Genomic DNA, 24699 nt, shown 5'->3' with positions numbered 1-24699 from the left:
GAGAAAAATGGGAAATTTTGATTTTCTTTTAAATAACGAAGAGTATGAATCTTTTTCAAAGCCTTGTATAGAAGCTGAAAATATGATTGCGACATCTACTGTGGCTACTGCTTTTATGGCGCGTCGTGCTTTGGAGCAGGCTGTTCATTGGATATATAGTCACGATTCATATTTAGAAGCTCCCTATCGTGCTACCTTATCTTCTTTGGTATGGGATGATGATTTTAGAGAGATTGTGGATCCTGAGCTCCACAGGCAGATTGTTCTTTTAATTCGATGGGGAAATCATGCTGCACATGGTGGAGAAATTAAGGAACGAGAAGCGATTTTGGCTTTGCATCATTTGTATCAGTTTGTCAATTTTATTGATTATTGCTACAGTAACGAGTTTGTGGAGCGTTATTTTGACGAGCAGTTATTGCCACTTTCAGCAAACATCAAGTTTCGAGAAACGCCACAATCTATGGCGAAATTACAAAACAGTTTGCCAGATCTTCCTGATTTCGATGAACAGATGGCTAGTCAGTCCTTGGCTGTTCAAGAGACTTATACTGAAAAACGTGAAACAGCAGCTCTACGGCAAGATGTATCTTTCCATATCGATCAACTATCTGAATCAGAGACAAGAAAACTCTTTATTGATATCGATCTCCGTTTAGCAGGTTGGACATTTGAGGAAAACTGTCGTGTTGAGGTAGCCGTTCATGGTTTGAAGCATGGTACAGGAACTGGATACTGTGACTATGTCCTTTATGGCAAAAATGGGAAAGTTCTAGCAATTGTTGAAGCTAAAAAGGCATCTGTAAATCCAGAAGTAGGGGAAGTACAGGTCAAGGAATATGCTGAAGTTCTTGAGAAACAAATCGGCTATCGGCCAATTTGCTTTATTACCAACGGTCTAAAGCACTACATACTTGATGGTGTTAATCGTCGCCAGATTGCAGGGTTCTACTCTCAAGAAGAGTTGCAACTGTTGATGGACAGACGTCACTTGCAAAAACCACTCGAGGATATTTCTAGCAAAATTAGGGACGACATTTCTGGACGTCATTATCAGAAACATGCGATTACAAGTGTCTGTGAAGCATTCTCCAATAATCGGAGACAGGCACTCTTGGTCATGGCAACTGGGTCTGGGAAAACCCGCACAGCGGTTTCCCTAGTTGATATCCTTTCGCGTCATAACTGGGTAAAAAATGTTCTTTTTTTGGCTGATAGAACTTCCCTAGTTAAGCAAGCTTATGATTCATTTAGGAAATTACTTCCAGATCTTTCAGTTTGCAATTTCTTAGAGGATAAAGATGGTGCTCGATCTAGTCGAATGGTTTTTTCAACCTATCCGACTATGATAGGGGCGATCAGTGATCAAGAAGAAGTAAATCAACGCCCCTTCACTGTTGGGCACTTTGATCTCATCATAATTGACGAGTCTCACCGTTCTATTTATCAGAAATACAAATCAATTTTTGATTATTTTGATGCAAGGATTGTAGGATTAACTGCCACTCCGCGTCAAGATTTGGATAAAAATACCTATAGTTTCTTTAACTTGGAGAATGGTGTTCCAACATACGCATACGATCTGGAAGAGGCTGTCAAAGATGGCTATTTAGTAGCTTATCATTCGATTGAAACGAAGTTGAAACTACCTACGGATGGTCTACATTACGATGATTTATCTCAAGACGAAAAAGAATATTTTGATAGTCAATTTGAAGATGGTAGTTCTGAGAAAGATATTGATCCTGAGGATTTTAATACCTCTATTTTCAATAAAAAAACAGTCAAAATTGTTCTAGATGAACTAATGACAAGAGGGATTCAGACAGCTTCAGGTGACGAAATTGGTAAAACTATTATCTTTGCTAAAAACCATCGACACGCTGAATACATCAGAGATATTTTTAACGAACGCTATCCTGAAAAAGGAAGCGATTATGCTCAAGTGATTGATTATAGCATTAAGCATTATCAAACCTTAATTGATGATTTTAAAATTAAGGAGAAATATCCTCAAATCGCAATTTCTGTTGATATGTTGGATACAGGTATTGATGTACCAGAAGTTGTTAATTTAGTCTTTTTCAAGAAAGTACGCTCTAAAACTAAGTTTTGGCAGATGATTGGTCGTGGAACCCGTCTTTGTAAAGATTTATTCGGCCCTGAGCAGGATAAGGAAAATTTCTTGGTATTCGATTATAGTGATAATTTTGAATATTTCAAAGCTGATCCAAGAGAAGGAGATGGTCGTCACATTGTTTCTCTGACTCAACGTTTGTTTAACACCAAGGTGGACTTGATTCGTGAACTGCAGGAGCTTCGTTATCAAGATGATCAGTTTGCTAGAGAATACCGTCAACAACTCGTCTCAGAACTTCATGGACGTTTGGTGAGCTTAAATGAGTTAGACTTTAGGGTTCGTATGGTCTTAGATACAGTTTATACTTACAGAAAGTTGGAAAATTGGCAAAATCTAACGACCGTCACAAGTGAAACAATCCAGAAAGATCTTTCTCCGATTCTATTTGAAGAAAGTAAAGAGGACGAGATGGCGAGACGATTTGATTTATGGTTGTTTCAGATACAGTTAGGACGACTGTTGGCTAAGCCAGCAACTATCCATATATCTCAAGTTATGAAAACAGCTAAAGCTCTTGCCAGGGTTGGCAATATCCCTCAGGTTTTTGCACAGGCTGAAATCATCAGGAAAGTACAGGAACCAGAATTTTGGGAAGAAGTTGATTTATCTGAGCTGGAAAAAATACGCCTTGCTCTTCGAGATTTACTACAGTTTCTGGATAAAACGGAACGCACTGTATATTATGTCAATTTTGATGATCACATTCTTTCCACTGTCCATGATACTAAGCCATATTTACAAGTCAATGACCTGCGATCTTATAATGAAAAAGTTGAACATTATTTGAAAACTCATCTAGATGATGAAGCAATTTCTAAGTTATACCATAATGAAAAATTGACCTCTCAAGATTTACTTGCACTTGAAACATTGTTATGGGAAAAATTAGGTAGCAAGTCAGATTACCAACAACATTATGAAAATAAGGCAATTCCTAGATTGGTCCGTGAGATTATTGGTTTGGATAGAGAGTCTGCCAATCAAGTTTTTTCTAAATTTTTATCGGATGAGAGTCTCAATGCCAAGCAGATTTCCTTTGTGAAATTGATTGTAGATTACATTGTAGAAAATGGTTGTTTGGAGACTAAAGTTTTAACACAAGAGCCGTTTAAATCGTATGGTTCAGTTCAACTACTCTTTCAACACCAACTCCCTATACTTCGTAATATTGTCCAAACAATTGAACTCATCAATGATCGAGCTGGAGAAGCAGCGTAAATAATAAGAGGTTGTAAATGCAAACGCAAGAAGAAATGAATATTCTGGTACCTGAAAAATTAGCAGAAATTGAGCGTGATTATGATGTCACAGTTTTGTGGGCTATCGAGTCTGGTAGTCGTGCATGGGGCTTTGAGTCTCCTGACAGTGACTTTGATGTACGGTTTATCTACAAACACAAGCGAGATTTTTATCTCCGTTTGAATGAACAGCGTGATGTTATTGAGCTACCGATTGACGATACTTGGGATGTGAGCGGTTGGGATTTAGACAAAACTTTAAAACTCCTTTATAAGTCAAATCCTACACTGTTTGAATGGTTACAGTCTCCAATTGTTTATCAACAAACGGATTTTATCGAACGCATACGTCCTCTTGCCAACCAGTATTTTTCTGAGAAGAAAATGCTCCACCATTACTTGAACACTGCTAGAACTCAAATGAATAAGTATCTTTCAGGAGACAAGGTCAAACCTAAAAAGTATTTCTATGCGCTTCGTCCTATTTTGGCTTGTCGCTGGATCGAAAAATACCATTCTATTCCGCCGATTTTATTTGATGATTTGGTCAAAGAATTACTTCCGTCCCAAATGCAGGAGCATGTTTCAAGATTGCTTGACATTAAGATAAACGGTCCTGAAGGTATGGAAATTGAGCCTATAAAGCCAATTCAAGATTATATTTTAGATAATATCCAAGAGCTCGATGCCTACATCCAAAACGTTACTGAGAAGAAAAAAGAGTGGGAAACCCTAAATCAATTTTTCCTTGAAGAATTAGGCCACGACTGAGGTTGTTTATGGGGAAATGGACATGTAGATGCGGGCAAGCGATGAATGACCATAGGTCGCCCGATCCAAATGCTTATTCAGTTTATTCGGATGAGTTGTTTGAAGAAATCATGAATAAAGTTGACGACCATAATAAAATTTCTTATGATGATATTTCTGAAGCATCCTTTTATATGTGGAAATGCCCTGAATGTGGCAGTTTTATGGTTTTTGGCGAAGACGGGGATAGGGAACGCTTTACTTTTTATGAGCGCCAAGAAGCAGAAAAGGTTGAGCCTCTCTTTGATCCGAATCAAGAGCTAAATCTTGTTGTAGTTGAGTTTCAGGAGGGAGGGAATGGCTATACTTATATTTGTGATGACCCAAATATCCATATTGGACATGCTGTAGTTGTCCCAGTGGAGAAGGAAAATACTGAAAAAACTGCTCTAGTTGTACAGAAGTATCATGCCCTACCAAAGGATATCACTTTTCCTGTTGAAAAGTTAAAACGAGTCATCCGTAGATATTCACATTTCGACCCACACACTTCAAAAATCGTTTGTAGAAATTTAATTAAGCTTGGAAGAATTCTTGATGCTTCCTCTAAAAATTCTAAACCTGCTAATCAGCAATATTATAGTATCAAAACTCCCTTAGGCTATTTCTGGTTAGAATTAAATGGAGTTCCGATTCCAATGAAAATTACACAGATTCAAGTCAGAGATAAAAAGTACCAAGTGGATGGTGCCATTTATATTAAGCCTTCAGAGATTAACTGTAGAAAATTCTATGAACTGGAATTATGTGCAGATTTTGATATTGATGCTTCTAGATGGATTGATGTTCTTTCTGATGAAAATGTTTGGGGCAATAGCTGGGAACTAAATGGTCTTCAATTTGGTATTACTGCAGGGGAATCTCCAGAATTTGAAGACGAAGTTGTTGCAATAAAATATAGTCGTATCCCACTTTATTATGACTGGCACCCTGAATTTCAGGATTATTATGGTTTCAGTTTAGCCTGGAAAAAATACGAGTCTGATAGCGATTTGTCAATAGATTTCTATACAACGTAAGATGCAGGAGAAAAAGCATGAATCAAGCATGGGGATTATTGTTTGAGTGCAAGATTAATGAGGCTAAAAAATTAGTTGAAGCTGATTTTTTATTGTAAACTTGCACTAATTTTAGTTTATTAAATTTGATGGGCTATATCTATCTTGAAGAGCAAAATTATAACGAGTGCTTAAGTATCTACCAGCGTTATATTGACTTAGCCCGAATTAAAAGTGACCAAGAAAATGAACATATAGGCTATCATCAGTTAGCGATGGTTTACAGGGAAATGGGTCATTTTCAAAAAGCTCTACTCTATATCGATCAGGAAATGCAAATTATAAAAAAATATTTTCCCAATGATGCTTTGAAATTTTCTGTTAACAACTATGAACAAGGCTACCTTCGTTTAAAGTTGGGAAATCTAGAAGAGGCAGAAAGCTATATGCAAAAATCCCTAGATTTTGCTTTGACAACTGAGGACTTCATTGCCCAAGCTTGTTCCTATAGAGGGATGGGAGAGATTTATCTGAAGCAAAATTCAAATAAATCACGAGATTATTTTTATCAATCTATTCAACTCTTTGAAAAAGCTGAGGATAAAATTGGAGCAGACGAGGTAAGAGCTTTATTACAAAATGAGAAGTAGTCCAACTGAGCTGAAGAAAAACAGTAAAAAGCGGAGATTCATGGCGCAGAAAAGAGGCTAGTTCATAATTTCAACAACTGGAAACTATGAAGTTTGACTGAAAAAATCAAGCTTAGTGCATTTATATTATGTCTTCATTTTACAGAAACCGAAAGTAAATAACTATTTTTAATATAAAATTTTGTCTTTTATCATATTTTTTTGAAAAAAGCTAGTAATTTGACTGAAAAAATTTGCAATTCTCCACAAGAAAATATATAATATAGTTGAGATGGAAAAACGTTTTTCAAAAGGAGGTGCACATTATGTTCTTAGGATTCTACTTCCGTTTATGGTTCAGCATTTGGTGGCGTTAATAGAGGTTAGTGGTTGTTAAATTAAACTCAAATAGCTTTATGCCAGTAAGAAACTGAAATATTCAGTTTAATATGAGTTTTATTTTTTCTAGTAAATCAACGTTTTCTATCACAACTCTATTGCAGTTAAGCTATAATGTGTGATAATTGTCAACCCTATCTTATTAACATTTTTATGGTCTCGAGAAATCTTATTTCTTGGGACTTTTTCTATTGTTTGAAAGGTTGTGTGTTGATTTTGTTGAACTAGGAGAACAAAAAAGACAAGCTACTTTAAAAAGTAATTTGTCTGTTGTTGGGTCACTTTTTATTGAAACACACGATAAACGTAGGGATTTTCTGGTTTGTCTACTTTTGTGAAACTCTCAACTTCCAGTATTGGGAGATTTTGTTTGAGTTCTTTATGGTAGTGGAGGGTCAGGGTTCCTTTGGCGGTGATCCAGGTATTATCAGGATATTGGCGTGAGTTTCCCTTGGTCAGGAGTCCATATACTCCAGAGTCAGCGATACAGTGGATAATCCCAAAGCGAAAGAGGAACTGGCTATCTGGATGGCTAGGATCGTTATAGACAAAGCCTGTAAACTCGATTTTCTTCCCTTCAAACTCTTGTGGATAGTCATAGAGAACTTCCATTACTTCCATATAGTTTTCATCTGTGACTTGAATGGTTGGCTGGGCAAGGTATTTATCAGCTGTTGTCCTCATTTCCTTTTCATAAGCAGACTTGGAAAAATAGGTACTGGTATCGGGTTTGAGGTATTGACTGGATGTGCCTTCGCTTGCCTGAATAGCAGTATCGATTCCCTCAGCAAGTGGGAAATGATAACCTTTGGCAGATACGGTTTTCGAGTCCAAACTTACTGTCGGAAAGGCAACTCCAATCAATAGGGGTAGTGACAGTAAAAGGATGCTGATTCGTCTAGCTCGACGACTTTCAATATGGCTGTGAGAGTTGATTTTCTTGATCCAGATATAGAATTGGACCAGAGCCAATAGAAGAGAAAGGAGCATGGAGATATAGACTAGATAGGAATAGTGGAGGTTGATGTAGTGACTGAGCTTGCCAGATAGGTGCAGATAAAGGGTCAGAGCAAAATAACCTAGTAGAATGATAAATCGGATCATAGCACCCCCCCCAACATGTAAGAATAAAGCAAGACAAGCACTGTCACGATGCCCATGAATTGCCAGATGAAGCGTGCTTTTAGATAGTGTTTCATCATGAGGAGATTTTTGATATCAAGCATGGGACCAATGACCAGAAAAGCAAGGACTGGCGCTAGGCCAAAGCTCGAGAGGAGAGAAGCTCCGATAAAGGCGTCCGCCTCGCTACAAAGAGAGAGGAGAAAGGCAAGAAACATGAGCAAGAGAATCGCAAGGACTGGATTAGCACTGATAGAGGTCAGGATCCGAGTTGGGACATAGACCTGTACGATAGCTGCAAAGAGACAACCAAAGACCAAGTAACGCCCCATATCGAAAAACTCGTCAATAGCTTGTATAAAGACCTGAAAGACTTTTCTAGCAGGAGTCAAGTGTGAAAAGTCATGTTCATGACAAGTAATAGAATTCTCTTTTTGAATGGGTTCCTTCCAGAAAAATCCTAGGAAAATCCCCAGAACCAAAGCAATCACAATAGCTCCCAGAGATCGNAAGAAGGTAATTTTTAAGGAATTACCAAAGGCAGAATAGGTAGCGAAAAGAACGATAGGATTGATGATGGGAGCAGTCACCAGAAAGGGAACGGCTGTGTAGCTAGGGACTTTCTTTTCCAGAAAACGATTGATAATCGGTACGATTCCACACTCACAAGAAGGAAAGAGAAAGCCAATGAAGGTACCAAAAAAGATTCTTCCCCAACGATTGCGAGGAAGAAACTCATAAACTTTATCAGGTGTGATATAGACCTCAATCACCCCCGAAATGAGACTCCCAATCAGAACAAAAGGAAGGGATTCGATGATGATAGAGAGAAAAATAGCTCCCGCTTGTAAGATGCTAGGAGGAAGAGATTGAAAAATCGTCATCTATTTTTTCTTCTCAACTTTTTCTTTTTTGTCTTTATTATCTGGGAAAGTGACTTGTGTTAAGTCAGGAAGTTTAGCAAATTCTTCAAACATCTTGTCCAAGTCATCCGTTTTTGTAAATTTAACAGCCATGGGCTTACCTCTTTTCTAAATTCTACCTCTATTATACTATTATTTTGTGGAAATGGGATTATTTTGATAATCAAAGAGGTAAAAATAGGTAAGGGGAAACAAGGGCTGTTCCTTATGGTATAATAGTTTTATGGATAAAAAATATGAAAAAATCTCCCAAGATTTGGGTGTAACCTTAAAGCAAATCGATACCGTTCTAGGTTTAACAGCAGAAGGGGCGACGATTCCCTTCATCGCGCGTTATCGTAAGGACATGACTGGTAGTTTGGATGAGGTGGCGATTAAGGCCATTATCGACTTGGATAAAAGTCTGACAAATCTCAATGACCGCAAGGAAGCTGTCTTGACTAAGATACAAGAACAAGGCAAACTAACCAAGGAATTGGAAGAAGCTATCCTGGCAGCTGAGAAATTAGCAGACGTTGAAGAACTCTATCTTCCTTATAAGGAAAAGCGTCGGACCAAGGCAACCATTGCCCGTGAAGCAGGACTCTTTCCTCTCGCCCGCTTGATTTTGCAGAATGTAGATGGCTTAGAGAAAGAAGCTGAGAAGTTTGTCTGTGAAGGATTTGCGACTGGTCCAGAAGCCCTATCTGGTGCGGTTGATATCTTGGTAGAAGCCCTATCCGAAGATGTGACCTTGCGTTCACTGACCTATCAGGAAGTGTTGAGACACTCTAAAATCACTTCGCAAGTCAAGGATGAAAGTCTCGATGAAAAACAAGTTTTTCAGATTTATTATGATTTTTCAGAGACAGTTGGCAACATGCAGGGCTATCGAACTTTAGCCCTCAACCGTGGGGAGAAGCTAGGTGTCTTAAAAGTCGGTTTTGAACATGCGACAGATCGTATCCTATCTTTCTTTACTGCTCGTTTCAAGGTGAAAAATGCCTATATTGATGAAGTTATCCAGCAATCTGTTAAGAAAAAGGTCTTGCCTGCTATCGAGCGCCGTATTCGGACAGAATTGACTGAGAAAGCGGAAGAAGGGGCTATCCAACTCTTTTCTGACAACCTGCGCAATCTCCTCTTGGTTGCTCCACTGAAAGGGCGCGTGGTTCTAGGATTTGACCCTGCCTTTCGTACAGGTGCCAAGCTGGCAGTCGTTGATACGACAGGAAAAATGCTGACGACCCAAGTCATCTATCCTGTCAAACCAGCATCAGCTCGTCAGATTGAAGAAGCGAAGCGAGACTTAGCCGACTTGATTGATCAGTATGGCGTAGAAATTATTGCTATCGGAAATGGAACGGCTAGCCGTGAAAGCGAAGCCTTTGTGGCAGAAGTTCTGAAAGATTTTCCTGAAGTCAGCTATATTATCGTCAATGAAAGTGGTGCCTCTGTCTACTCTGCCAGCGACCTTGCTCGTCAGGAGTTTCCAGACTTGACCGTTGAAAAACGATCGGCTATCTCTATCGCCCGTCGTTTGCAAGATCCCCTTGCCGAATTGGTCAAAATCGATCCCAAGTCAATCGGTGTAGGGCAATACCAGCACGATGTCAGTCAGAAGAAACTGTCTGAAAGTCTGGACTTTGTCGTCGATACCGTGGTTAACCAAGTTGGTGTCAATGTCAATACAGCCAGCCCAGCTCTTCTTTCACACGTAGCTGGACTCAATAAAACCATCTCTGAAAATATCGTCAAATACCGTGAAGAAGAAGGAAAAATCACTTCACGCGCTCAAATCAAGAAAGTTCCTCGTTTAGGTGCTAAAGCCTTTGAGCAGGCAGCTGGTTTCCTCCGTATCCCTGAAAGTAGCAATATCCTAGATAATACTGGAGTTCACCCAGAGAACTATGCTGCGGTCAAGGAACTCTTCAAACGCTTGGATATCAAGGACTTGAATGAAGAAGCTCAAAGCAAACTCAAGTCCCTTTCAGTCAAAGAAATAGCGCAAGAACTAGACCTCGGTCCAGAAACCCTTAAAGATATCATTGCCGACCTTCTCAAACCAGGTCGTGATTTTCGTGACTCTTTTGATGCTCCAGTTCTCCGTCAAGATGTACTGGATATCAAGGACCTTGTGGTTGGTCAGAAGCTGGAAGGTGTGGTGCGTAATGTCGTTGACTTCGGTGCCTTCGTTGATATCGGGATTCACGAGGACGGCCTGATTCATATTTCGCATATGAGCCACAAATTTATCAAACATCCTAGCCAACTGGTGTCGGTCGGAGATTTGGTAACGGTTTGGGTTAAAAAAATCGATACTGAACGTGAAAAAGTCAATCTGTCGCTCCTAGCTCCAGATGAAACTGACTGAGTACGTTCAGTCTGTTTCCCTCGAAGACTTTGGTAGACCTTTCACACACCAAGCCCAGTGGAATTCTCGTCTGCGAACGACAGGTGGACGATTTTTCCCTAAGGATGGGCATTTGGACTTTAATCCAAAGGTTTATAATGAACTAGGTTTGGAAGTCTTTCGCAAAATTGTACGCCATGAACTCTGTCACTACCACCTTTATTTTGAGAAAAAGGGTTATCGCCATAGGGACCGAGATTTTAAGGAACTTTTGAAAGAAGTTGATGGACTGCGCTATGTACCGCCCTTGAAAACACAAACTCAAAGTGCCTACCTAGTCTATCAGTGCCAATCTTGCCAGCAAAGTTATCAGAGTAAGAGAAGAATTGATACCAAACGCTATCGCTGTGGAGTTTGTCGAGGTAAACTCGTCATCATAAATCGGCCTAAGGACTGATGTTGATAGTTCTGATTCATGCTATACTACTTGTAAGAATACCGAAAGAGGAAACAATCATGAATACAAAATTTTATAAAATGAGACGAAATCGTATGGTGTCAGGAGTTTTAGCTGGTCTATCAGACAAGTGGAAACTTGATGTAACCCTAGTCCGCTTTCTCTTCGCCATTTTTACTGTGGCAAATTTTGGGATTGGTGTGATTATTTACATCATCCTCGCCTCTATCCTGCCAACTAAGGAAGAGATTGAAGCCGAAATGTACGGAACCGGACCACGCAAACGCAAGGAAGCCCAGGCCATTGAAGACAATGATGGCTGGTTTTGGTGAGATTTAACAGGAAGTATTTATTATTTGCACTATGTTACTTAAAAGAAGCAGCATAAATGACTGAAAATCCCTTGTGGTTATTTAGCCACAAGGGATTTTGATATTTAAGTATATTCTTTTCCATCTTGAGAGAGATGAATTACCTGATCAGCCATTTTCCAGATACTAGGATTATGAGTTGCGATGATAATTGTTCTATTAGCATTACGAAGTTCAAGGAGAATTTCCATAATTTCCTTGGAATTTTTTGGATCTAGCGAGGCGGTAGGCTCATCGGCTAAAATTAAAGGAGGATCTTTCAGGATAATCTTAGCAAGTGCTACGCGTTGAGCCTCGCCACCAGATAATTCATAGATTTTTTGGTTGAGGCTTAGATAATCTAGTCTGACAGCTTGTAATGCTTGAAGAAGAAGTCTCTCTTTTTCTTGTTTCTTGTTCTGTTTTTTGCCAATCAGTCCCAGCTCAAGGTTTTCTCGAATGGTCTGACTTTCTAATAATCCGAAGTTCTGGAAGAGATAACCTAGCTCGTTACGATAGAATTCCTCATTTTTTAGAGAAGTCAAAGACTTTCCTTTGTAAACGATTTCTCCTTTGTCGAAAGTCTCTAGTTTTGCAAGCATATTGAGCAAAGTGGTTTTTCCACAACCACTGTCTCCTATCAAAGCATACACTATACCACTTTGAAAATTCAGATTCAAGTCTGAAAAAATAATACGAGAACCAAATTGTTTCCAAATATGTTGTAATTCAATCATACTATCCTCCTTTGATAATGCTAACATAGGTTTTACTTTCCTTCTTATCACAGATTTTCAATAGAAGAACGGCTAAACTTGAAAAGCTGAAAAATAGGATCAGGGTAATCCAGATATTCTTAGAAATAATGAAAGCTAGACCACTTCCGAGAAAGAGAGCTATTATTTGAGAAGTGATATATCTACTGTGTAATTCAAAGAAATAATAGCCTGCGATTTTTTTCAAGAATATGGTTTTGCGAAAGGCTTCAAAATAGAGCAGATTTAAACTTGTAAACAGCAAAATTGAAGTCAAAATAGCAAACATAGTACTCGCTAAGTTACTAAAAATTTCTATTTTAATTTTTTGATTAGACTTGCTACTGTATAATCGGTTGGTTAACTCTTGTTGCAAGATTGATTTTATATCTTTTTCATTTTTTTGTAGTTCTTCTGGGAGTATGGCAAGAATCTGTCCATCTTTGAGGGTGTTGATTTTTTGAAAGGTTTCTGATGTTAACTTTATACCTTCTTTTTTGAAGTAGTTAGGTGTTACATAGAGAATATTTTTTCCTTCCACACCATAAGGGTTATTTTCAGTTTCATTATGATTTGAGGTAGCTTGCTTAAGAGCTTGCTCAACTAGATTATGTTTAATAAGGAAGGCATTCTCATTATCTATAGCATGCTGAATAAAGTCAAACCATTTATCAGCATTTGTCTGCAGTTCATCTAAATTTTTCATCTGACTGGAACGCCCTGTTTGAAGAGTAACAACATTGGAGCGTTGTTCCCAAGTAGCTTGTCCAGCCTCATTTTTCTCAAGTATATGATAGTAAGTAGACATACGTCCAAATCCTACAATAACCAGTAGAATGGCAAGTACCTGACCAAAGTAGAGAATGCGTAGAATTGACTTGATTGGTAATTTTCCTTTGATGATAGAGAGGAGATGAACTTTTTTCAAAGAAATGGTAAAAAGAATGGCAATTAGGAGACTAAGTAAGAAAAGTAGGCTATTGTAAAGAATAAAAAGTATTCCTAAAAAAGTTTGAACCTCATAAGGATATCCTAGGGAAATGAGCAAGACACTTGCTATCAGCAAAGCAGGTAGACCAAAAAGAAGGATATCAAGTCCGTCTCTTGCGAGAGAACGAAAGAAGAGATGGCTCAGTTGTTCTCCAGAAATCAATCGAATCCCTGACTGAGAGAGAGATTGAATTTGGCCAATAACAATCAAAGCTAAGAAAGTCAGCAAAAAGATTAACATACTGGTAAGCTGATTAGGTTGGGTAAAGAGGGCAAGTACAAAGGATACTCTGTCATTTTCAAATGCATTCGCTTTTTCTAGTCCAAGTTCTTTCAGATGAGTGGCCAATTCTTGACTAGTTAGGGATCCGCTGATAATATTGTAGTTGTTGAGAAGATCGCTCTTGTGAATGCTTTCTTGACTTGCTGGAGGCATCCAGTCTGGGAGTTGCCCATCTCCAAAAGCTTCGTAGAGAGTTCTTGATTTTCCATCACCATCCACTTCCCAAATGGTTCTTGCGATGAGACTATTATGTTTCCTAGCAAGACTATCTAATTCTTGTTTGAGGGTAGTATAATCGGCTTGTCCACTGAGTACAGCCACACCTGGAAATAGGCGTTGAGGAAGAGCTTCTTTCCAAAAGGACAGAGTCGCAATGAGAAAGAAAGTTAAAAGAAGATTGCTGATGAAGAGAAAAACACGTTTCATAGGAACCTCTTTCTAAAAAGAGGGGCTGAACCTCCCTCCTTATAGCAGTGATACGAATGATAGTTTAGCACTTTTAAAAATAATTAGCAGAAAGCCAATTCTTTTAAAAGATGTTAAAGAAAGCCTTTTCATAATTTAATTTTACTATTATTTTAAGAATAAAACAAGCAATGACAGGACTTCTTTATAGTAGCTATTTTCAAAAAAATTCCTCAATCTTACAAAAATGTAAGATTAAAGTCTCTTTTGTAAGGTTAGGTTATGGCAGGCCGTCTTTTTTTGCGATAAACTAGACTCATAAAGAACAAAGGAGTAAAACCATGAAAAGAATCTTACAAAAGAAAAGAAGAAAACCAAGTCAAAAAGATATCGAGCGTGTTCAACTGGGATGCGCTATGATGCAAGCACAGTTTCAATTGATGGGATATTAAGAAGGAGAAAATCATGACACTTTTAGATGTAAAACACGTTCAAAAAATCTACAAAACACGTTTTCAAGGCAACCAAGTAGAAGCACTCAAAGACATTCACTTTACCGTAGAAAAGGGTGACTACGTTGCCATCATGGGGGAGTCTGGTTCAGGAAAATCAACCCTGCTCAACATCCTAGCTATGCTGGATAAACCAACTCGAGGTCAGGTTTACCTAAACGGAACAGACACAGCCACTATTAAAAATTCTCAGGCCTCTAGCTTCCGTCGTGAGAAGTTGGGATTTGTTTTCCAAGACTTTAACTTACTAGATACCCTGTCTGTTAAGGACAATATCTTGCTTCCGCTAGTGTTATCTCGAAAACCTATCACTGAGATGATGAAGAAATTGGTGGTAACAGCTGAAAATTTGGGCATCAACCAATTACAAGAGAAGTATCCTTACGAGATCTCTGGTGGTCAAAAACAGCGGGTAGCAGTAGCACGTGCCATCATCACTGAACCTGAAATTCTCCTTGCCGATGAGCCAACAGGAGCCCTTGACTCCAAGTCATCTGCAGCATTACTCGATGTATTTGATGAAATCAATGAGCGTGGCCAAACTATTCTAATGGTAACCCACTCAACAGCTGCAGCTAGCAGGGCCAAGCGCGTTCTCTTTATCAAGGACGGCATTCTTTACAACCAAATCTACCGCGGAGACAAGACAGAACGTCAGATGTTCCAAGAAATCTCTGATACCTTGACTGTCATGGCAAGCGAGGTGAACTAGTATGTTTCGATTGACCAATAAGTTAGCGGTTTCGAACTTAATCAAAAACCGTAAACTCTACTATCCCTTTGCTTTAGCTGTTCTCTTAGCTGTGACCATCACTTATCTCTTTTACTCATTGACACTGAACCCTAATATTGGCAAGATTCGAGGGGGAGAAAGTATTTCTGCGACCCTTGCTCTCGGTATGGTGGTTGTTACCATCGCTTCTGGAATTATTGTCTTTTATGCCAATAGTTTTGTTATGAAGAACCGCTCCAAGGAGCTAGGTGTATATGGTATGCTGGGTCTTGAAAAGCGCCATTTAATCAGTATGGTTTTTAAGGAGCTTGTTATTTTTGGTTCCTTAACCTTGACAGCTGGTCTCGGCTTAGGAGCCCTCTTTGATAAACTAATCTTTGCCCTTCTTCTGAAGCTGATGAAAATGAAAGTGGAGCTCGTTTCGACTTTCCAACCAATTGTCTTTATCCTAGTTCTCATCGTCTTTGGAGCTATCTTCCTAGGTTTGATTTTTATCAATGCCTTTCGTATCGCCCGCATGAATGCCCTTCAGCTCTCTCGTGAAAAGGCCAGTGGTGAGAAAAAAGGACGTTTTTTAGGCCTTCAAACCATTCTAGGTCTAATCAGTTTGGGAGCTGGTTACTATCTAGCAATAACAGTCGAAAATCCACTTTCTGCTGTTCTGATTTTCTTCGTAGCAGTCTTGCTGGTAATTTTTGGAACTTATCTTCTCTTCAATGCAGGGATTACAGTTTTCCTACAAATCTTGAAGAAAAACAAGCGTTACTATTACCAACCTAACAACATGATTTCCGTATCCAATCTTATTTTCCGTATGAAGAAAAATGCGGTTGGTCTAGCGACGATTGCTATTCTTTCAACCATGGTCTTGGTGACTATGTCTGCTACAACAAGTATCTTTAAAGCCTCAGAAAACTTCAAAAAGGTCATGAATCCACATGATTTCGGGATTACAGGACAGAATGTTGAAAAAGAAGACATAAATAAACTCCTAGACCAGTATGCTAGCGATAAAGGATTGACTGTCACAAAGAAAGAAGTCCTTACATACAGTAACTTTGGTGTGGCAAACCAAGAAGGTACGAAATTGACAATCTTTAAGAAAGGTCAAAATCGTGTTAAACCGAAAACTATTTTTATGGTCTTTGACCAAAAAGACTACGAGAATATGACGGGTCAGAAACTTGGACTTTCAGGCCATGAAGTTGGATTGTTTGCTCAAAACAAGCAACTTCAAGGTCAGAAAGAACTGACTCTGAATGACCAGACCTACACAATCAAAGAAGAAATCAAAAAAGATTTTATTCTTGAACATGTCCCAAATCAGTACAATACTCTAACTTCGGACTATAACTATTTGGTTGTTCCTGACTTGAAAGCCTTTCTAGAACAGCATCCTAACTCTTCCATCTTTAATCAATACTACGGTGGTATGAATGTAACGGCTAGTGAGGACGAGCAACTTAAAATTGCAGATGACTATTCAAAATTCGTTAACAACTTTAATAGAGAATTAAACAAAGAAGGAAGCTATGTTTACGGAAGTAATCTGGCTGATAGCAGTGCGCAGATGAGTGCTCTCTTTGGTGGAGTCTTCTTCATCGGTATCTTCCTCTCTATCATCTTTATGGTGGGAACGGTTCTCGTCATCTACTACAAACAAATCTCTGAAGGCTATGAAGATCGTGAACGCTTCATCATTTTGCAAAAAGTCGGTCTCGATCAAAAGCAAATCAAGCAAACCATTAATAAACAGGTCTTAACTGTTTTCTTCCTTCCTTTGCTCTTTGCCTTCCTACACCTCGCCTTTGCCTATCATATGCTTAGCCTCATCCTAAAAGTCATTGGGGTACTAGATGCAACCATGATGTTGACTGTCACTCTTTCCATCTGTGCCATCTTCCTCATTGTCTACGTTTTAATCTTTATGATTACCTCTAGAAGCTATCGCAAGATTGTGCAAATGTAAAAAAAGATACCTCGATATTTGTCGAGGTATTTCTTTTATCTTAGATACTAAAGAGTTGTCCCAAGAGGAAGGTTACACCCATGGTGAGAAGTCCGATACAGAGGTTACGGATCATAGCAGTTTTCGTAGGAGCCTTGCCTAGTTTAGCACTGGTATAACCAGTGACGAGAAGGGAGAGGGCTACGATAAAAACAGTAGCAGGGATGCGATAGTCACTTGGAAAGACGATAATGGAAAGCATAGGAGGAAGACTTCCCAGTACAAAGGCGATAAAGCTAGAGATAGCAGCATGCCAAGGATTGGTAAATTCTTCGTACTCGATACCGTATTTTTCCTCAACCAAGGCTTTGAGTGGATTTTTTAAAAAGGCCTTGTTGGTCAAGAGTTGGGCGGACGTTTCACACTCACCATTTTGAAGGTAAGCAGCATAGAGGGATTGTTTTGCAGATTCGATGTCCTTATTCAAGAGCAACTGTTCTCTGGCAACAGCGGCTTCCTCCGTGTCTTTCTGAGTGGATACAGAGACATATTCGCCACCTGCCATAGAAAAAGCACCAGCAAGGATAGCAGCCAATCCTGATAAAAAGATAATCCAGATATTGTTCGTCGCACTAGCAACACCGATGACGACTCCAGCGATGGAAATAATCCCATCATTAGTACCGAGAACACCTGCACGTAGGATATTAAGTCGGCCTGCAAAGTTTGCATCAATTTCATGTTTCAATTCTGTCATAGTCATCTCCTTTCTCTCCATTATAGAGAAAAGAGTAGGGGAATACAAACTTTTTAAACTATCTGAAAAAAGTTCTACGATTCTAATTTTTAGGCCCTTTCTAATTTTGCGAAAAATGCTACTTCAAATTCTCAAATATTAAATTTTCTGACAATTTATTGAAAAACTAAGGAAAGGATGTCATAATGGAACGTAAAATAAATTCAGGCTTCCTGAACCAATAGGAGTAACTAATGAAAAAACTAGGTGTTGTCCTTTTATCTTCTGCTTTGCTATTGACAGCATGTGCAGTCCGTTTTGAAAAATCAACCGAGACAAATGATTCCTCTAAGGTGACAGCTTTATCAGATGACAAACAAAAACTACTTGATAAGGCAACCGCAGATTATAAGACTTTTGTTCAAGGACAAATTGACAAACTCTTAACGGATACAGAAGGATTTGTCCAGCTTTTAAAAGACGGAAAACTGGAGGAAGCCAAGAAAGCTTATCCACTTGTTCGTATGGCTTATGAACGCTCCGAGCCAATCGCTGAGAGTTTTGGTGAATCTGACGTTAAGATTGACTTTCGTCTAGCAGACTATGTGGATGAAAATAAGACCGAGGAAGGTTGGTCAGGTTACCACCGTATCGAGCGTATCCTTTGGGAAGAAAACACAACTAAGGGGACCGAAAGTTATGGTGATCAGCTTGTCAATGATATCAAAGAGTTGAAGGCTAAGGTAGCGACTGTTGAAGTAGATCACAAGATTATGTTGACTGGAGCAGTTGACTTGCTCAATGAAGTAGCGACAAGCAAGATTACAGGTGAAGAAGAAATTTATTCTCATACAGACTTGTATGACTTCCGAGCTAATATTGAAGGTGCTGAGAAAATTTTCCAACTATTTAAACCTCTCCTTGAAAAATCAGATGCTGACCTAGTCAAAGAATTAGAAGCTGATTTCAAATCTGTTAATAGCTTGTTGGACAAACATATGACAGACAAGGAACACTATAAACTCTATACAGATTTGACAAAAGAAGACACCAAGGAATTGGCTGAAGCCGTGACAAAACTTGGTGAACCTCTATCACAAATGGGCAAATTTCTTGATGGAGAATAAGCAGTATGACTAAGAAAGACGAAAATTTTTTTGATAAAAAAATGGACCGTCGAGAATTTCTAAAAAAAGCGGGTATTGGAGGTGCTGGACTAGCACTAGGTCTCTCCGGTGCCTCCGCTTTTTTAGCGCCTAGGTTAGATAAGCAGGAAAAAATCTCGTACGGTAATGAAAAGATTGACTTTTATGGGAAACACCAAGCGGGTATCACGACCCCTATGCAGAAGAATATTTATTTTGTTGTCCTAGATTTGCATACGACAGATAAGGATAAGATTATCCAGCTGTTCAAGGATTGGACAGATTATAGTAGCAAGTTGGTAGAAGGAGAATTGGTCAAAAAAGATGGTCAGAATGCCCTCTTGCCTCCTAGTGATACTGGAGAAACAGTGGGGCTAAATCCTCATCGTTTAACGCTGACTTTTGGTGTGTCTGCTAGTTTCCTGAAAAAAATGAATTTGGAGCACAAGCGTCCTCAACTTTTTAGGGATTTTTCACCCTTTCCAAAGGAGCAACTGCGTGAAAAGTATACAGGGGGAGATATTGTTATCCAAGCCTGTGCAGATGACGAGCAAGTTGCTTTTCATGCTATTCGCAATCTTATCCGTAAAGGGAGAAATGCAGTGACCCTCCGTTGGAGCCAATCTGGATTTGCTGCTATTGGGGATCGTATGGAGACACCACGCAACCTTTTTGGTTTCAAAGATGGAACAGCCAATGTGACCAAAGAAAAGGATTTTGATCGTGTTGTCTGGGCCGACAGCAAGGACTGGATGGAAAATGGATCCTATATGGCCGTTCGTCGCATCCAGATGTTTCTCGATACCTGGGACCGAACCAATCTTGAAGAGCAAGAAAATACCTTTGGTCGCTACAAGGAAAGTGGCGCCCCCTTTGGTAAGAAGAATGAGTTTGATGAAGTTGATTTGAGTCTTTTACCAGATGATTCGCATGTTCGATTAGCCAAAGAGGTAGATAAGCCACTCTTACGAAGATCCTATTCATACTCGGATGGAATTGATGATAAGACTGGACAATTTGACACAGGTTTACTCTTTATCTCTTTCCAAAAGGATCCAGATCATTTTGTCAAGGTTCAAACCAACCTCGGAGCTACAGACAAGATGAATGAGTATGTAACCCACATCGGTAGCGGTCTTTTTGCCTGCTTTGGTGGAGTAGAGAAAGGAGGCTATATTGGTCAGAAATTATTGGAAGACTAACATTTGTTTCTTGGCTTTGTCTTTTCTCTTGTTAGCTAGTTCTCCTGTCGGTGCGAAGGAAAGTCTGAGTTCTTATTTTGTAAAGATTACGGATGCCTCTCAGGCTATAAAAAATGGAAACCAGGCAGAAGCCAAGGCCCTAGTTAGAGAAATGGCGACGGATTTTGAAACAGTAGAACATGCTGATTCAGAGGCTGGAAAGGTTGTCAAAGAGAAACTTGCTCTGTCAGGGGAGATTAGTGAAGAAAATCTGACACAGATTTCATCAGCTCTTCTTGCATTTGAGAAAGAGCAAAATCCGGTAGATCTTGTTGCTGAAAAAGAAAAGCTTGTTAGTCGGCTAAAACCACGTTTTGAGACTTTGGATAAGGCAATTTCTTCAAAAGATATAGAGCAAGTCCGAGAAGCCTATAAAAAGATGAATTCAACTTGGACACTCAATGAAAGTGCCGTCCGCGACAACAGTACAACTCATTACGGTCAAGTAGAAACTGCTATCTCTTTCTTACGCAGTAGTATTGAAATGGAGCCGACAGATTATGATGCTATCCAGTCTTCTTTTAATGACTTAAAAACTGCCATTGATAATTTCGTAGCTGGCAAAGAAGTGGCGACAAGTTCCTCCAAACTAAGTCTTAAAGATGGCATTGAGCTTCTCAAAAAAGCCTTGGAAGAATTTAAAGCTGGTAACCCGACGGCAGGGACAGCTGCCATGAAAGAGTTTATTACTATATGGCCAACTGTTGAAGGTTCTGTTAGTACGACCAATCCTTCCCTCTACACCCGAGTCGAAAGCGAAAGTCCTGTAATCATGGTCAAGGGAGGTGAGAAGGAATATCAAGAAAAATTAGAGAAACTGATTGCTGATTTATCTCAAATTGATACCAATGCAAGCTACAATGCTTTTGATGCTATGCTCATTCTCTTACGAGAAGGAGTAGAAGCCCTCTTAATCGTCATGGCCTTGGTCACAACACTAAAAGCAGCCAAGATGCGCAAAGGACTCAAGTGGGTATATGGTGGAGCACTATCAGGAGTAGCTGTAAGTCTAGTGATTGCATTTATACTACAAATCGCCTTTCCTGCTGTAACATCGGGGGCTAATCGTGAAATCATTGAAGGAGCTGTTGGTATTTTCGCAGTCGTTATGATGATTTTGATTGGTATCTGGCTTCACAGTAAACCCTCGGTCAAAAAATGGAATGATTTTATGGATAATCAAATGAAAACTGTGACCAAGGCAGGTTCATTCATTTCCATGTTTGCTCTTAGTTTTCTAGCTGTTTTCCGTGAAGGGGCAGAGACCATTCTATTTTACGTAGGTATTTTACCGAGAATATCTCGTTTTGAGTTTATTCTAGGTATTTCTCTAGCTTTGTTAGTCTTGCTGATTATTGCATTTCTGATGAACAAGGCTAGTCAATTCTTCCTACCTCATAAGATTTTCTTCCTACTGACGTGGATGATTTATGCTCTTGCTTTCAAGATGCTAGGTGTTAGCCTACATGCTCTCCAGCTGACAAATATGGCACCCAATCACCTGCTATCAAGTTTTCCAACTATCGACCTCTTGGGCATCTATCCAAGTTGGGAAGGTTTAGGAAGTCAGCTAGTCTTTTTGATAATTGTTTTGGTTGTCACATTGAGACAGGGTGAAAAGTAGATGGATACAAAAGAATTGACAATCGTTGAACATCTGGTAGAATTTAGAAAGAGATTCATTGCTGTTATAGCCTGCTTTTCTATAGTTTTCTGCGGAGCTTTATTGTTTGCTGATCAGCTTTATTACTATCTGACTCAGTCCTTTAATCAAAAGTTGATTGTATTAGGTCCAAATGACATTCTGTGGATTTATTTGCGCTTGGCGAGTCTGATGTCTTTTACCATTACGCTACCTTTTACAGTTTATCAGATTTGGAGTTTTATCAAACCAGGATTGAAAACAGAAGAAGCAAGAGCAATATTTGTCTATATTCCAGCTAGTTTTATTAGCCTCATACTTGGTCTGGCATTTGGATTCTACTTTGTGACACCAGCCTTACTTCAAGTGCTTTTAGGTCTTGGGGAAGGATTATTTGAAACTCAATTAACAGCGCAGAACTACTTAGCCTTTATTTTTCAAACAACCCTACCCTTGGGTTTCATCTTTGAATTGCCTGTCATCATCGCTTTTTTAACGTCGATCGGCTTGATTGGACCAGAGCTCTTAGTTACCTATAGACGTTATGCCTACTTTATTTTATTGGTACTAGCTGTTATTTTGACACCTGCTTATTTTATTAGCGATCTAGCTATGACTGTTCCTTTAGTCTCGCTCTATGAGCTTAGTATTGCAATTAGCAAGAGTATTGTAAAGAAAAAAATGAAAGGAGAAAAGAATGGGAATCTTACGTGATATCGGTGCTCCAGGATTGATTATCATCGTTCTAGGTGCACTCTTAATCTTTGGACCAAAACGTTTACCAGAACTGGGTGAATCAATCGGTAAAATGCTGTCTGAATTTAAAAAGGCAGTTAAAGGAGCTGGTGACCAAGATCAGGAAAAGTAATTTATTCCATCTTCATGCATAAAAACAAGAAAGTTAGGAACTGTAGCTGTCTAGGTCTAGGTGAGCAGTTTCCTAGCTTTTTATTGTATTCTTAAAAATGATTTTAAGTTTTCTTTAAGGTTTGTATTATACTCTGAAGAACTCTATATTAACCGAATGTTAAGTAAAAAATATAGAGGGAAATCTAATTTTATTTCTCAAATAGATAGTTTTCTGTCTTTTCTTCATGATAGAGGCAGATTGTGATATAATAGATGGTAATGAGTTTTTTAGAATAAACTAAAGGAGAATATATATGATCTATGCAGGAATCCTAGCTGGAGGAACTGGCACACGCATGGGAATCAGCAATTTACCAAAACAATTCTTGGAGTTGGGTGATCGTCCTATTTTGATCCACACAATTGAAAAATTCGTCTTGGAACCAAGTATTGAAAAAATTGTAGTTGGAGTTCATGGAGATTGGGTCTCTCATGCTGAGGACTTGGTTGAAAAGTATCTTTCTCTCCACAAGGACCGTATCATCATTACCAAGGGTGGTGCTGATCGTAATACTAGTATCGAGAAGATTATAGAAGCCATTGAGGCCTACCGTCCAATTACTCCAGAAGATATCGTGATTACCCACGACTCTGTTCGTCCATTTATCACACTTCGCATGATTCAGGACAATATCAAACTGGCGCAAAATCATGATGCAGTTGACACAGTAGTAGAAGCAGTTGACACCATTGTAGAAAGTACCAATGGTCAGTTTATCACTGATATTCCAAATCGTGCTCACCTTTATCAAGGTCAAACACCTCAAACCTTCCGCTGCAAGGATTTCATGGATTTGTATGGCTCCCTATCTGATCAAGAAAAGGAAATCCTAACGGATGCATGTAAGATTTTTGTTATAAAAGGGAAAGACGTTGCCCTAGCTAAAGGGGAATATTCAAACCTTAAAATCACAACTGTGACAGACTTGAAAATCGCGAAAAGCATGATTGAGAAAGACTAAGGCTATGATTAATCAAATTTATCAACTGACCAAACCAAAGTTTATCAATGTAAAATACCAAGAAGAGGACATTGATCAGGAGAATCATATCCTGATTCGTCCAAATTATATGGCTGTCTGTCATGCGGATCAACGTTACTATCAAGGGAAACGTGATCCAAAGATATTGGCTAAAAAGCTTCCTATGGCTATGATTCACGAGTCTTGTGGAACTGTTATTTCAGATCCAACTGGTACTTATGAAATCGGTCAAAAGGTAGTTATGATTCCAAATCAACCGCCTATGCAGAGTGACAAGGAGTTCTACGAGAACTACATGACAGGAACCTACTTCCTATCTAGTGGTTATGATGGCTTTATGCGAGAATTTGTCTCTCTTCCAAAAGACCGAGTTGTTTCTTATAATGACATTGAAGATACAGTTGCAGCCATTACCGAATTTGTGAGTGTGGGTATGCATGCTATGGACCGTTTCTTGAATCTCGCTCATAGTAAGCGAGAGCGCATAGCTGTTATCGGAGATGGTAGTTTGGCCTTTGTGGTTGCCAATATTATCAATTACACCTTGCCAGAAGCAGAGATTATCGTGATTGGTCGCCATTGGGAAAAACTGGAGCTCTTCTCTTTTGCAAAAGAGTGCTACATCACGGATAATATTCCCGAGGGTCTGACCTTTGATCATGGATTTGAATGTTGTGGTGGCGATGGAACAGGACCAGCTATCAATGACTTAATTCGTTATATTCGCCCTCAGGGAACGATTCTTATGATGGGAGTCAGCGAATACAAGGTCAATATCAATACACGAGATGCCTTAGAAAAGGGCTTGCTCTTGGTTGGTTCATCTCGCTCAGGACGCATTGATTTTGAAAAAGCAATTCAAATGATGGAAGTTAAAAAGTTTGCGAATCGTTTGAAAAATATTCTTTATATTGAAGAACCAGTGAGAGAAATCAAGGACATTCACCGTGTCTTTGCTACAGACCTAAATACTGCTTTTAAAACAGTATTTAAGTGGGAAGTGTAGGAGATGGAGGCTA

General features: G+C 39.1%; 21 protein-coding genes and 1 pseudogene. 16 read left to right on the top strand and 6 right to left on the bottom strand.

All coding sequences use genetic code 11. From position 1 onward, the window contains the following. Nucleotides 1–7 precede the first annotated feature (7 nt). The 4 genes and pseudogenes from D8805_RS05255 to D8805_RS05240 all read left to right on the top strand — a co-directional run bounded on the left by D8805_RS05255 (nt 8) and on the right by D8805_RS05240 (nt 5836). Nucleotides 8–3358 carry a DEAD/DEAH box helicase family protein gene (locus tag D8805_RS05255; RefSeq protein ID WP_125415918.1) on the top strand — a complete coding sequence of 1117 codons (3351 nt, stop codon included), beginning with the start codon at nt 8–10 and terminating at the stop codon, nt 3356–3358. Nucleotides 3359–3375: 17 nt separating this feature from the next. Further along, nucleotides 3376–4149, top strand: coding sequence for a nucleotidyltransferase domain-containing protein (locus D8805_RS05250; protein ID WP_125415915.1), 774 nt, complete (start codon nt 3376–3378; stop codon nt 4147–4149). An 8-nt stretch (nt 4150–4157) separates the two neighbouring features. Continuing rightward, nucleotides 4158–5207 carry a hypothetical protein gene (locus D8805_RS05245; RefSeq protein WP_125415912.1) on the top strand — a complete coding sequence of 350 codons (1050 nt, stop codon included), beginning with the start codon at nt 4158–4160 and terminating at the stop codon, nt 5205–5207. 17 nt (nt 5208–5224) lie between these two features. Then, nucleotides 5225–5836 (top strand): annotated as a pseudogene (locus tag D8805_RS05240) (tetratricopeptide repeat protein). Between the two features lie 663 nt (nt 5837–6499). Here the strand turns inward: D8805_RS05240 and D8805_RS05235 are convergent. From D8805_RS05235 to D8805_RS10235, 3 genes are all read right to left on the bottom strand, one after another. Beyond that, a complete protein-coding gene (locus tag D8805_RS05235) occupies nt 6500–7318 on the bottom strand; it encodes a TIGR03943 family putative permease subunit (protein WP_084976214.1) in 819 nt (272 codons plus the stop codon). Further along, nucleotides 7315–8220: a permease gene (locus D8805_RS05230; protein ID WP_125415909.1), complete on the bottom strand. Its 906-nt coding sequence runs from the start codon at nt 8218–8220 to the stop codon at nt 7315–7317. Before D8805_RS05230 ends, D8805_RS05235 begins: the two co-directional genes overlap by 4 nt. After that, a complete protein-coding gene (locus tag D8805_RS10235) occupies nt 8221–8352 on the bottom strand; it encodes an SPJ_0845 family protein (RefSeq protein WP_125415907.1) in 132 nt (43 codons plus the stop codon). A 130-nt stretch (nt 8353–8482) separates the two neighbouring features. On the opposite strand from D8805_RS10235, the gene D8805_RS05220 reads away from it, so the two are divergent. The 3 genes from D8805_RS05220 to D8805_RS05210 are packed head-to-tail and all read left to right on the top strand — an operon-like array spanning nt 8483 to nt 11380. After that, complete coding sequence (locus tag D8805_RS05220) at nt 8483–10612, top strand: Tex family protein (protein WP_125415904.1); 2130 nt, start codon at nt 8483–8485, stop codon at nt 10610–10612. Further along, nucleotides 10599–11048, top strand: coding sequence for a SprT family protein (locus D8805_RS05215; RefSeq protein ID WP_125415901.1), 450 nt, complete (start codon nt 10599–10601; stop codon nt 11046–11048). The genes D8805_RS05220 and D8805_RS05215 overlap by 14 nt, the downstream gene beginning before the upstream one ends. A 59-nt stretch (nt 11049–11107) precedes the next feature. Then, nucleotides 11108–11380, top strand: a complete 273-nt coding sequence (locus D8805_RS05210; protein ID WP_001092790.1) for a PspC domain-containing protein — start codon at nt 11108–11110, stop codon at nt 11378–11380. A gap of 104 nt (nt 11381–11484) precedes the next feature. Here the strand turns inward: D8805_RS05210 and D8805_RS05205 are convergent, their stop codons facing one another. Both D8805_RS05205 and D8805_RS05200 read right to left on the bottom strand, forming a co-directional pair. Then, complete coding sequence (locus D8805_RS05205) at nt 11485–12135, bottom strand: ABC transporter ATP-binding protein (RefSeq protein WP_061416931.1); 651 nt, start codon at nt 12133–12135, stop codon at nt 11485–11487. Between the two features lies 1 nt (nt 12136). Further along, complete coding sequence (locus tag D8805_RS05200) at nt 12137–13852, bottom strand: DUF1430 domain-containing protein (protein ID WP_125415899.1); 1716 nt, start codon at nt 13850–13852, stop codon at nt 12137–12139. 444 nt (nt 13853–14296) lie between these two features. On the opposite strand from D8805_RS05200, the gene D8805_RS05195 reads away from it, so the two are divergent. Together D8805_RS05195 and D8805_RS05190 are read left to right on the top strand one after the other, a co-directional pair. Further along, on the top strand, nt 14297–15055 hold the full coding sequence (locus tag D8805_RS05195; RefSeq protein WP_000173369.1) for an ABC transporter ATP-binding protein: 759 nt from the start codon (nt 14297–14299) through the stop codon (nt 15053–15055). A 1-nt stretch (nt 15056) separates the two neighbouring features. Continuing rightward, nucleotides 15057–17045, top strand: a complete 1989-nt coding sequence (locus tag D8805_RS05190) for an ABC transporter permease (RefSeq protein ID WP_125415896.1) — start codon at nt 15057–15059, stop codon at nt 17043–17045. A 40-nt stretch (nt 17046–17085) separates the two neighbouring features. Here D8805_RS05190 and D8805_RS05185 read toward each other — a convergent pair whose 3' ends face one another. Then, on the bottom strand, nt 17086–17781 hold the full coding sequence (locus tag D8805_RS05185; RefSeq protein WP_125415894.1) for a VIT1/CCC1 transporter family protein: 696 nt from the start codon (nt 17779–17781) through the stop codon (nt 17086–17088). A 233-nt stretch (nt 17782–18014) separates the two neighbouring features. On the opposite strand from D8805_RS05185, the gene efeO reads away from it, so the two are divergent. From efeO to D8805_RS05150, 7 genes are all read left to right on the top strand, one after another. Continuing rightward, nucleotides 18015–18887: an iron uptake system protein EfeO gene (gene efeO, locus D8805_RS05180; RefSeq protein WP_125415891.1), complete on the top strand. Its 873-nt coding sequence runs from the start codon at nt 18015–18017 to the stop codon at nt 18885–18887. A gap of 5 nt (nt 18888–18892) precedes the next feature. Beyond that, nucleotides 18893–20107, top strand: coding sequence for an iron uptake transporter deferrochelatase/peroxidase subunit (efeB, locus tag D8805_RS05175; protein WP_125415888.1), 1215 nt, complete (start codon nt 18893–18895; stop codon nt 20105–20107). Next, a complete protein-coding gene (locus D8805_RS05170) occupies nt 20082–21770 on the top strand; it encodes an FTR1 family iron permease (protein ID WP_125415885.1) in 1689 nt (562 codons plus the stop codon). Before efeB ends, D8805_RS05170 begins: the two co-directional genes overlap by 26 nt. Continuing rightward, a complete protein-coding gene (gene tatC / locus D8805_RS05165) occupies nt 21771–22502 on the top strand; it encodes a twin-arginine translocase subunit TatC (protein ID WP_125415882.1) in 732 nt (243 codons plus the stop codon). It begins immediately after the preceding gene. Then, nucleotides 22486–22656 carry a twin-arginine translocase TatA/TatE family subunit gene (locus D8805_RS05160; protein WP_000512108.1) on the top strand — a complete coding sequence of 57 codons (171 nt, stop codon included), beginning with the start codon at nt 22486–22488 and terminating at the stop codon, nt 22654–22656. Before tatC ends, D8805_RS05160 begins: the two co-directional genes overlap by 17 nt. A gap of 295 nt (nt 22657–22951) precedes the next feature. Continuing rightward, complete coding sequence (locus tag D8805_RS05155) at nt 22952–23659, top strand: IspD/TarI family cytidylyltransferase (RefSeq protein ID WP_084976223.1); 708 nt, start codon at nt 22952–22954, stop codon at nt 23657–23659. A 4-nt stretch (nt 23660–23663) separates the two neighbouring features. After that, entirely contained in the window at nt 23664–24686 is a 1023-nt protein-coding gene (locus D8805_RS05150; protein ID WP_125415879.1) for a ribitol-5-phosphate dehydrogenase, read from the top strand. Nucleotides 24687–24699 lie beyond the last annotated feature (13 nt).

This window comes from Streptococcus oralis subsp. dentisani (assembly GCF_003944205.1).
GTDB lineage: Bacteria > Bacillota > Bacilli > Lactobacillales > Streptococcaceae > Streptococcus > Streptococcus oralis_BH.
Note: the sequence above shows the minus strand (reverse complement) of the source record. Positions and strands in the feature narration are given on the sequence as shown.

Bases quoted from the DNA above. Each gene is read 5' to 3' on its own strand.
- D8805_RS05255 (WP_125415918.1), top strand. From the start codon at position 8: ATGGGAAATTTTGATTTTCTTTTAAATAACGAAGAGTATGAATCTTTT.
- D8805_RS05250 (WP_125415915.1), top strand. From the start codon at position 3,376: ATGCAAACGCAAGAAGAAATGAATATTCTGGTACCTGAAAAATTAGCA.
- D8805_RS05245 (WP_125415912.1), top strand. From the start codon at position 4,158: ATGGGGAAATGGACATGTAGATGCGGGCAAGCGATGAATGACCATAGG.
- D8805_RS05235 (WP_084976214.1), bottom strand. From the start codon at position 7,318: ATGATCCGATTTATCATTCTACTAGGTTATTTTGCTCTGACCCTTTAT.
- D8805_RS10235 (WP_125415907.1), bottom strand. From the start codon at position 8,352: ATGGCTGTTAAATTTACAAAAACGGATGACTTGGACAAGATGTTTGAA.
- D8805_RS05220 (WP_125415904.1), top strand. From the start codon at position 8,483: ATGGATAAAAAATATGAAAAAATCTCCCAAGATTTGGGTGTAACCTTA.
- D8805_RS05215 (WP_125415901.1), top strand. From the start codon at position 10,599: ATGAAACTGACTGAGTACGTTCAGTCTGTTTCCCTCGAAGACTTTGGT.
- D8805_RS05210 (WP_001092790.1), top strand. From the start codon at position 11,108: ATGAATACAAAATTTTATAAAATGAGACGAAATCGTATGGTGTCAGGA.
- D8805_RS05205 (WP_061416931.1), bottom strand. From the start codon at position 12,135: ATGATTGAATTACAACATATTTGGAAACAATTTGGTTCTCGTATTATT.
- D8805_RS05200 (WP_125415899.1), bottom strand. From the start codon at position 13,852: ATGAAACGTGTTTTTCTCTTCATCAGCAATCTTCTTTTAACTTTCTTT.
- D8805_RS05195 (WP_000173369.1), top strand. From the start codon at position 14,297: ATGACACTTTTAGATGTAAAACACGTTCAAAAAATCTACAAAACACGT.
- D8805_RS05190 (WP_125415896.1), top strand. From the start codon at position 15,057: ATGTTTCGATTGACCAATAAGTTAGCGGTTTCGAACTTAATCAAAAAC.
- D8805_RS05185 (WP_125415894.1), bottom strand. From the start codon at position 17,781: ATGACAGAATTGAAACATGAAATTGATGCAAACTTTGCAGGCCGACTT.
- efeO (WP_125415891.1), top strand. From the start codon at position 18,015: ATGAAAAAACTAGGTGTTGTCCTTTTATCTTCTGCTTTGCTATTGACA.
- efeB (WP_125415888.1), top strand. From the start codon at position 18,893: ATGACTAAGAAAGACGAAAATTTTTTTGATAAAAAAATGGACCGTCGA.
- tatC (WP_125415882.1), top strand. From the start codon at position 21,771: ATGGATACAAAAGAATTGACAATCGTTGAACATCTGGTAGAATTTAGA.
- D8805_RS05160 (WP_000512108.1), top strand. From the start codon at position 22,486: ATGGGAATCTTACGTGATATCGGTGCTCCAGGATTGATTATCATCGTT.
- D8805_RS05155 (WP_084976223.1), top strand. From the start codon at position 22,952: ATGATCTATGCAGGAATCCTAGCTGGAGGAACTGGCACACGCATGGGA.
- D8805_RS05150 (WP_125415879.1), top strand. From the start codon at position 23,664: ATGATTAATCAAATTTATCAACTGACCAAACCAAAGTTTATCAATGTA.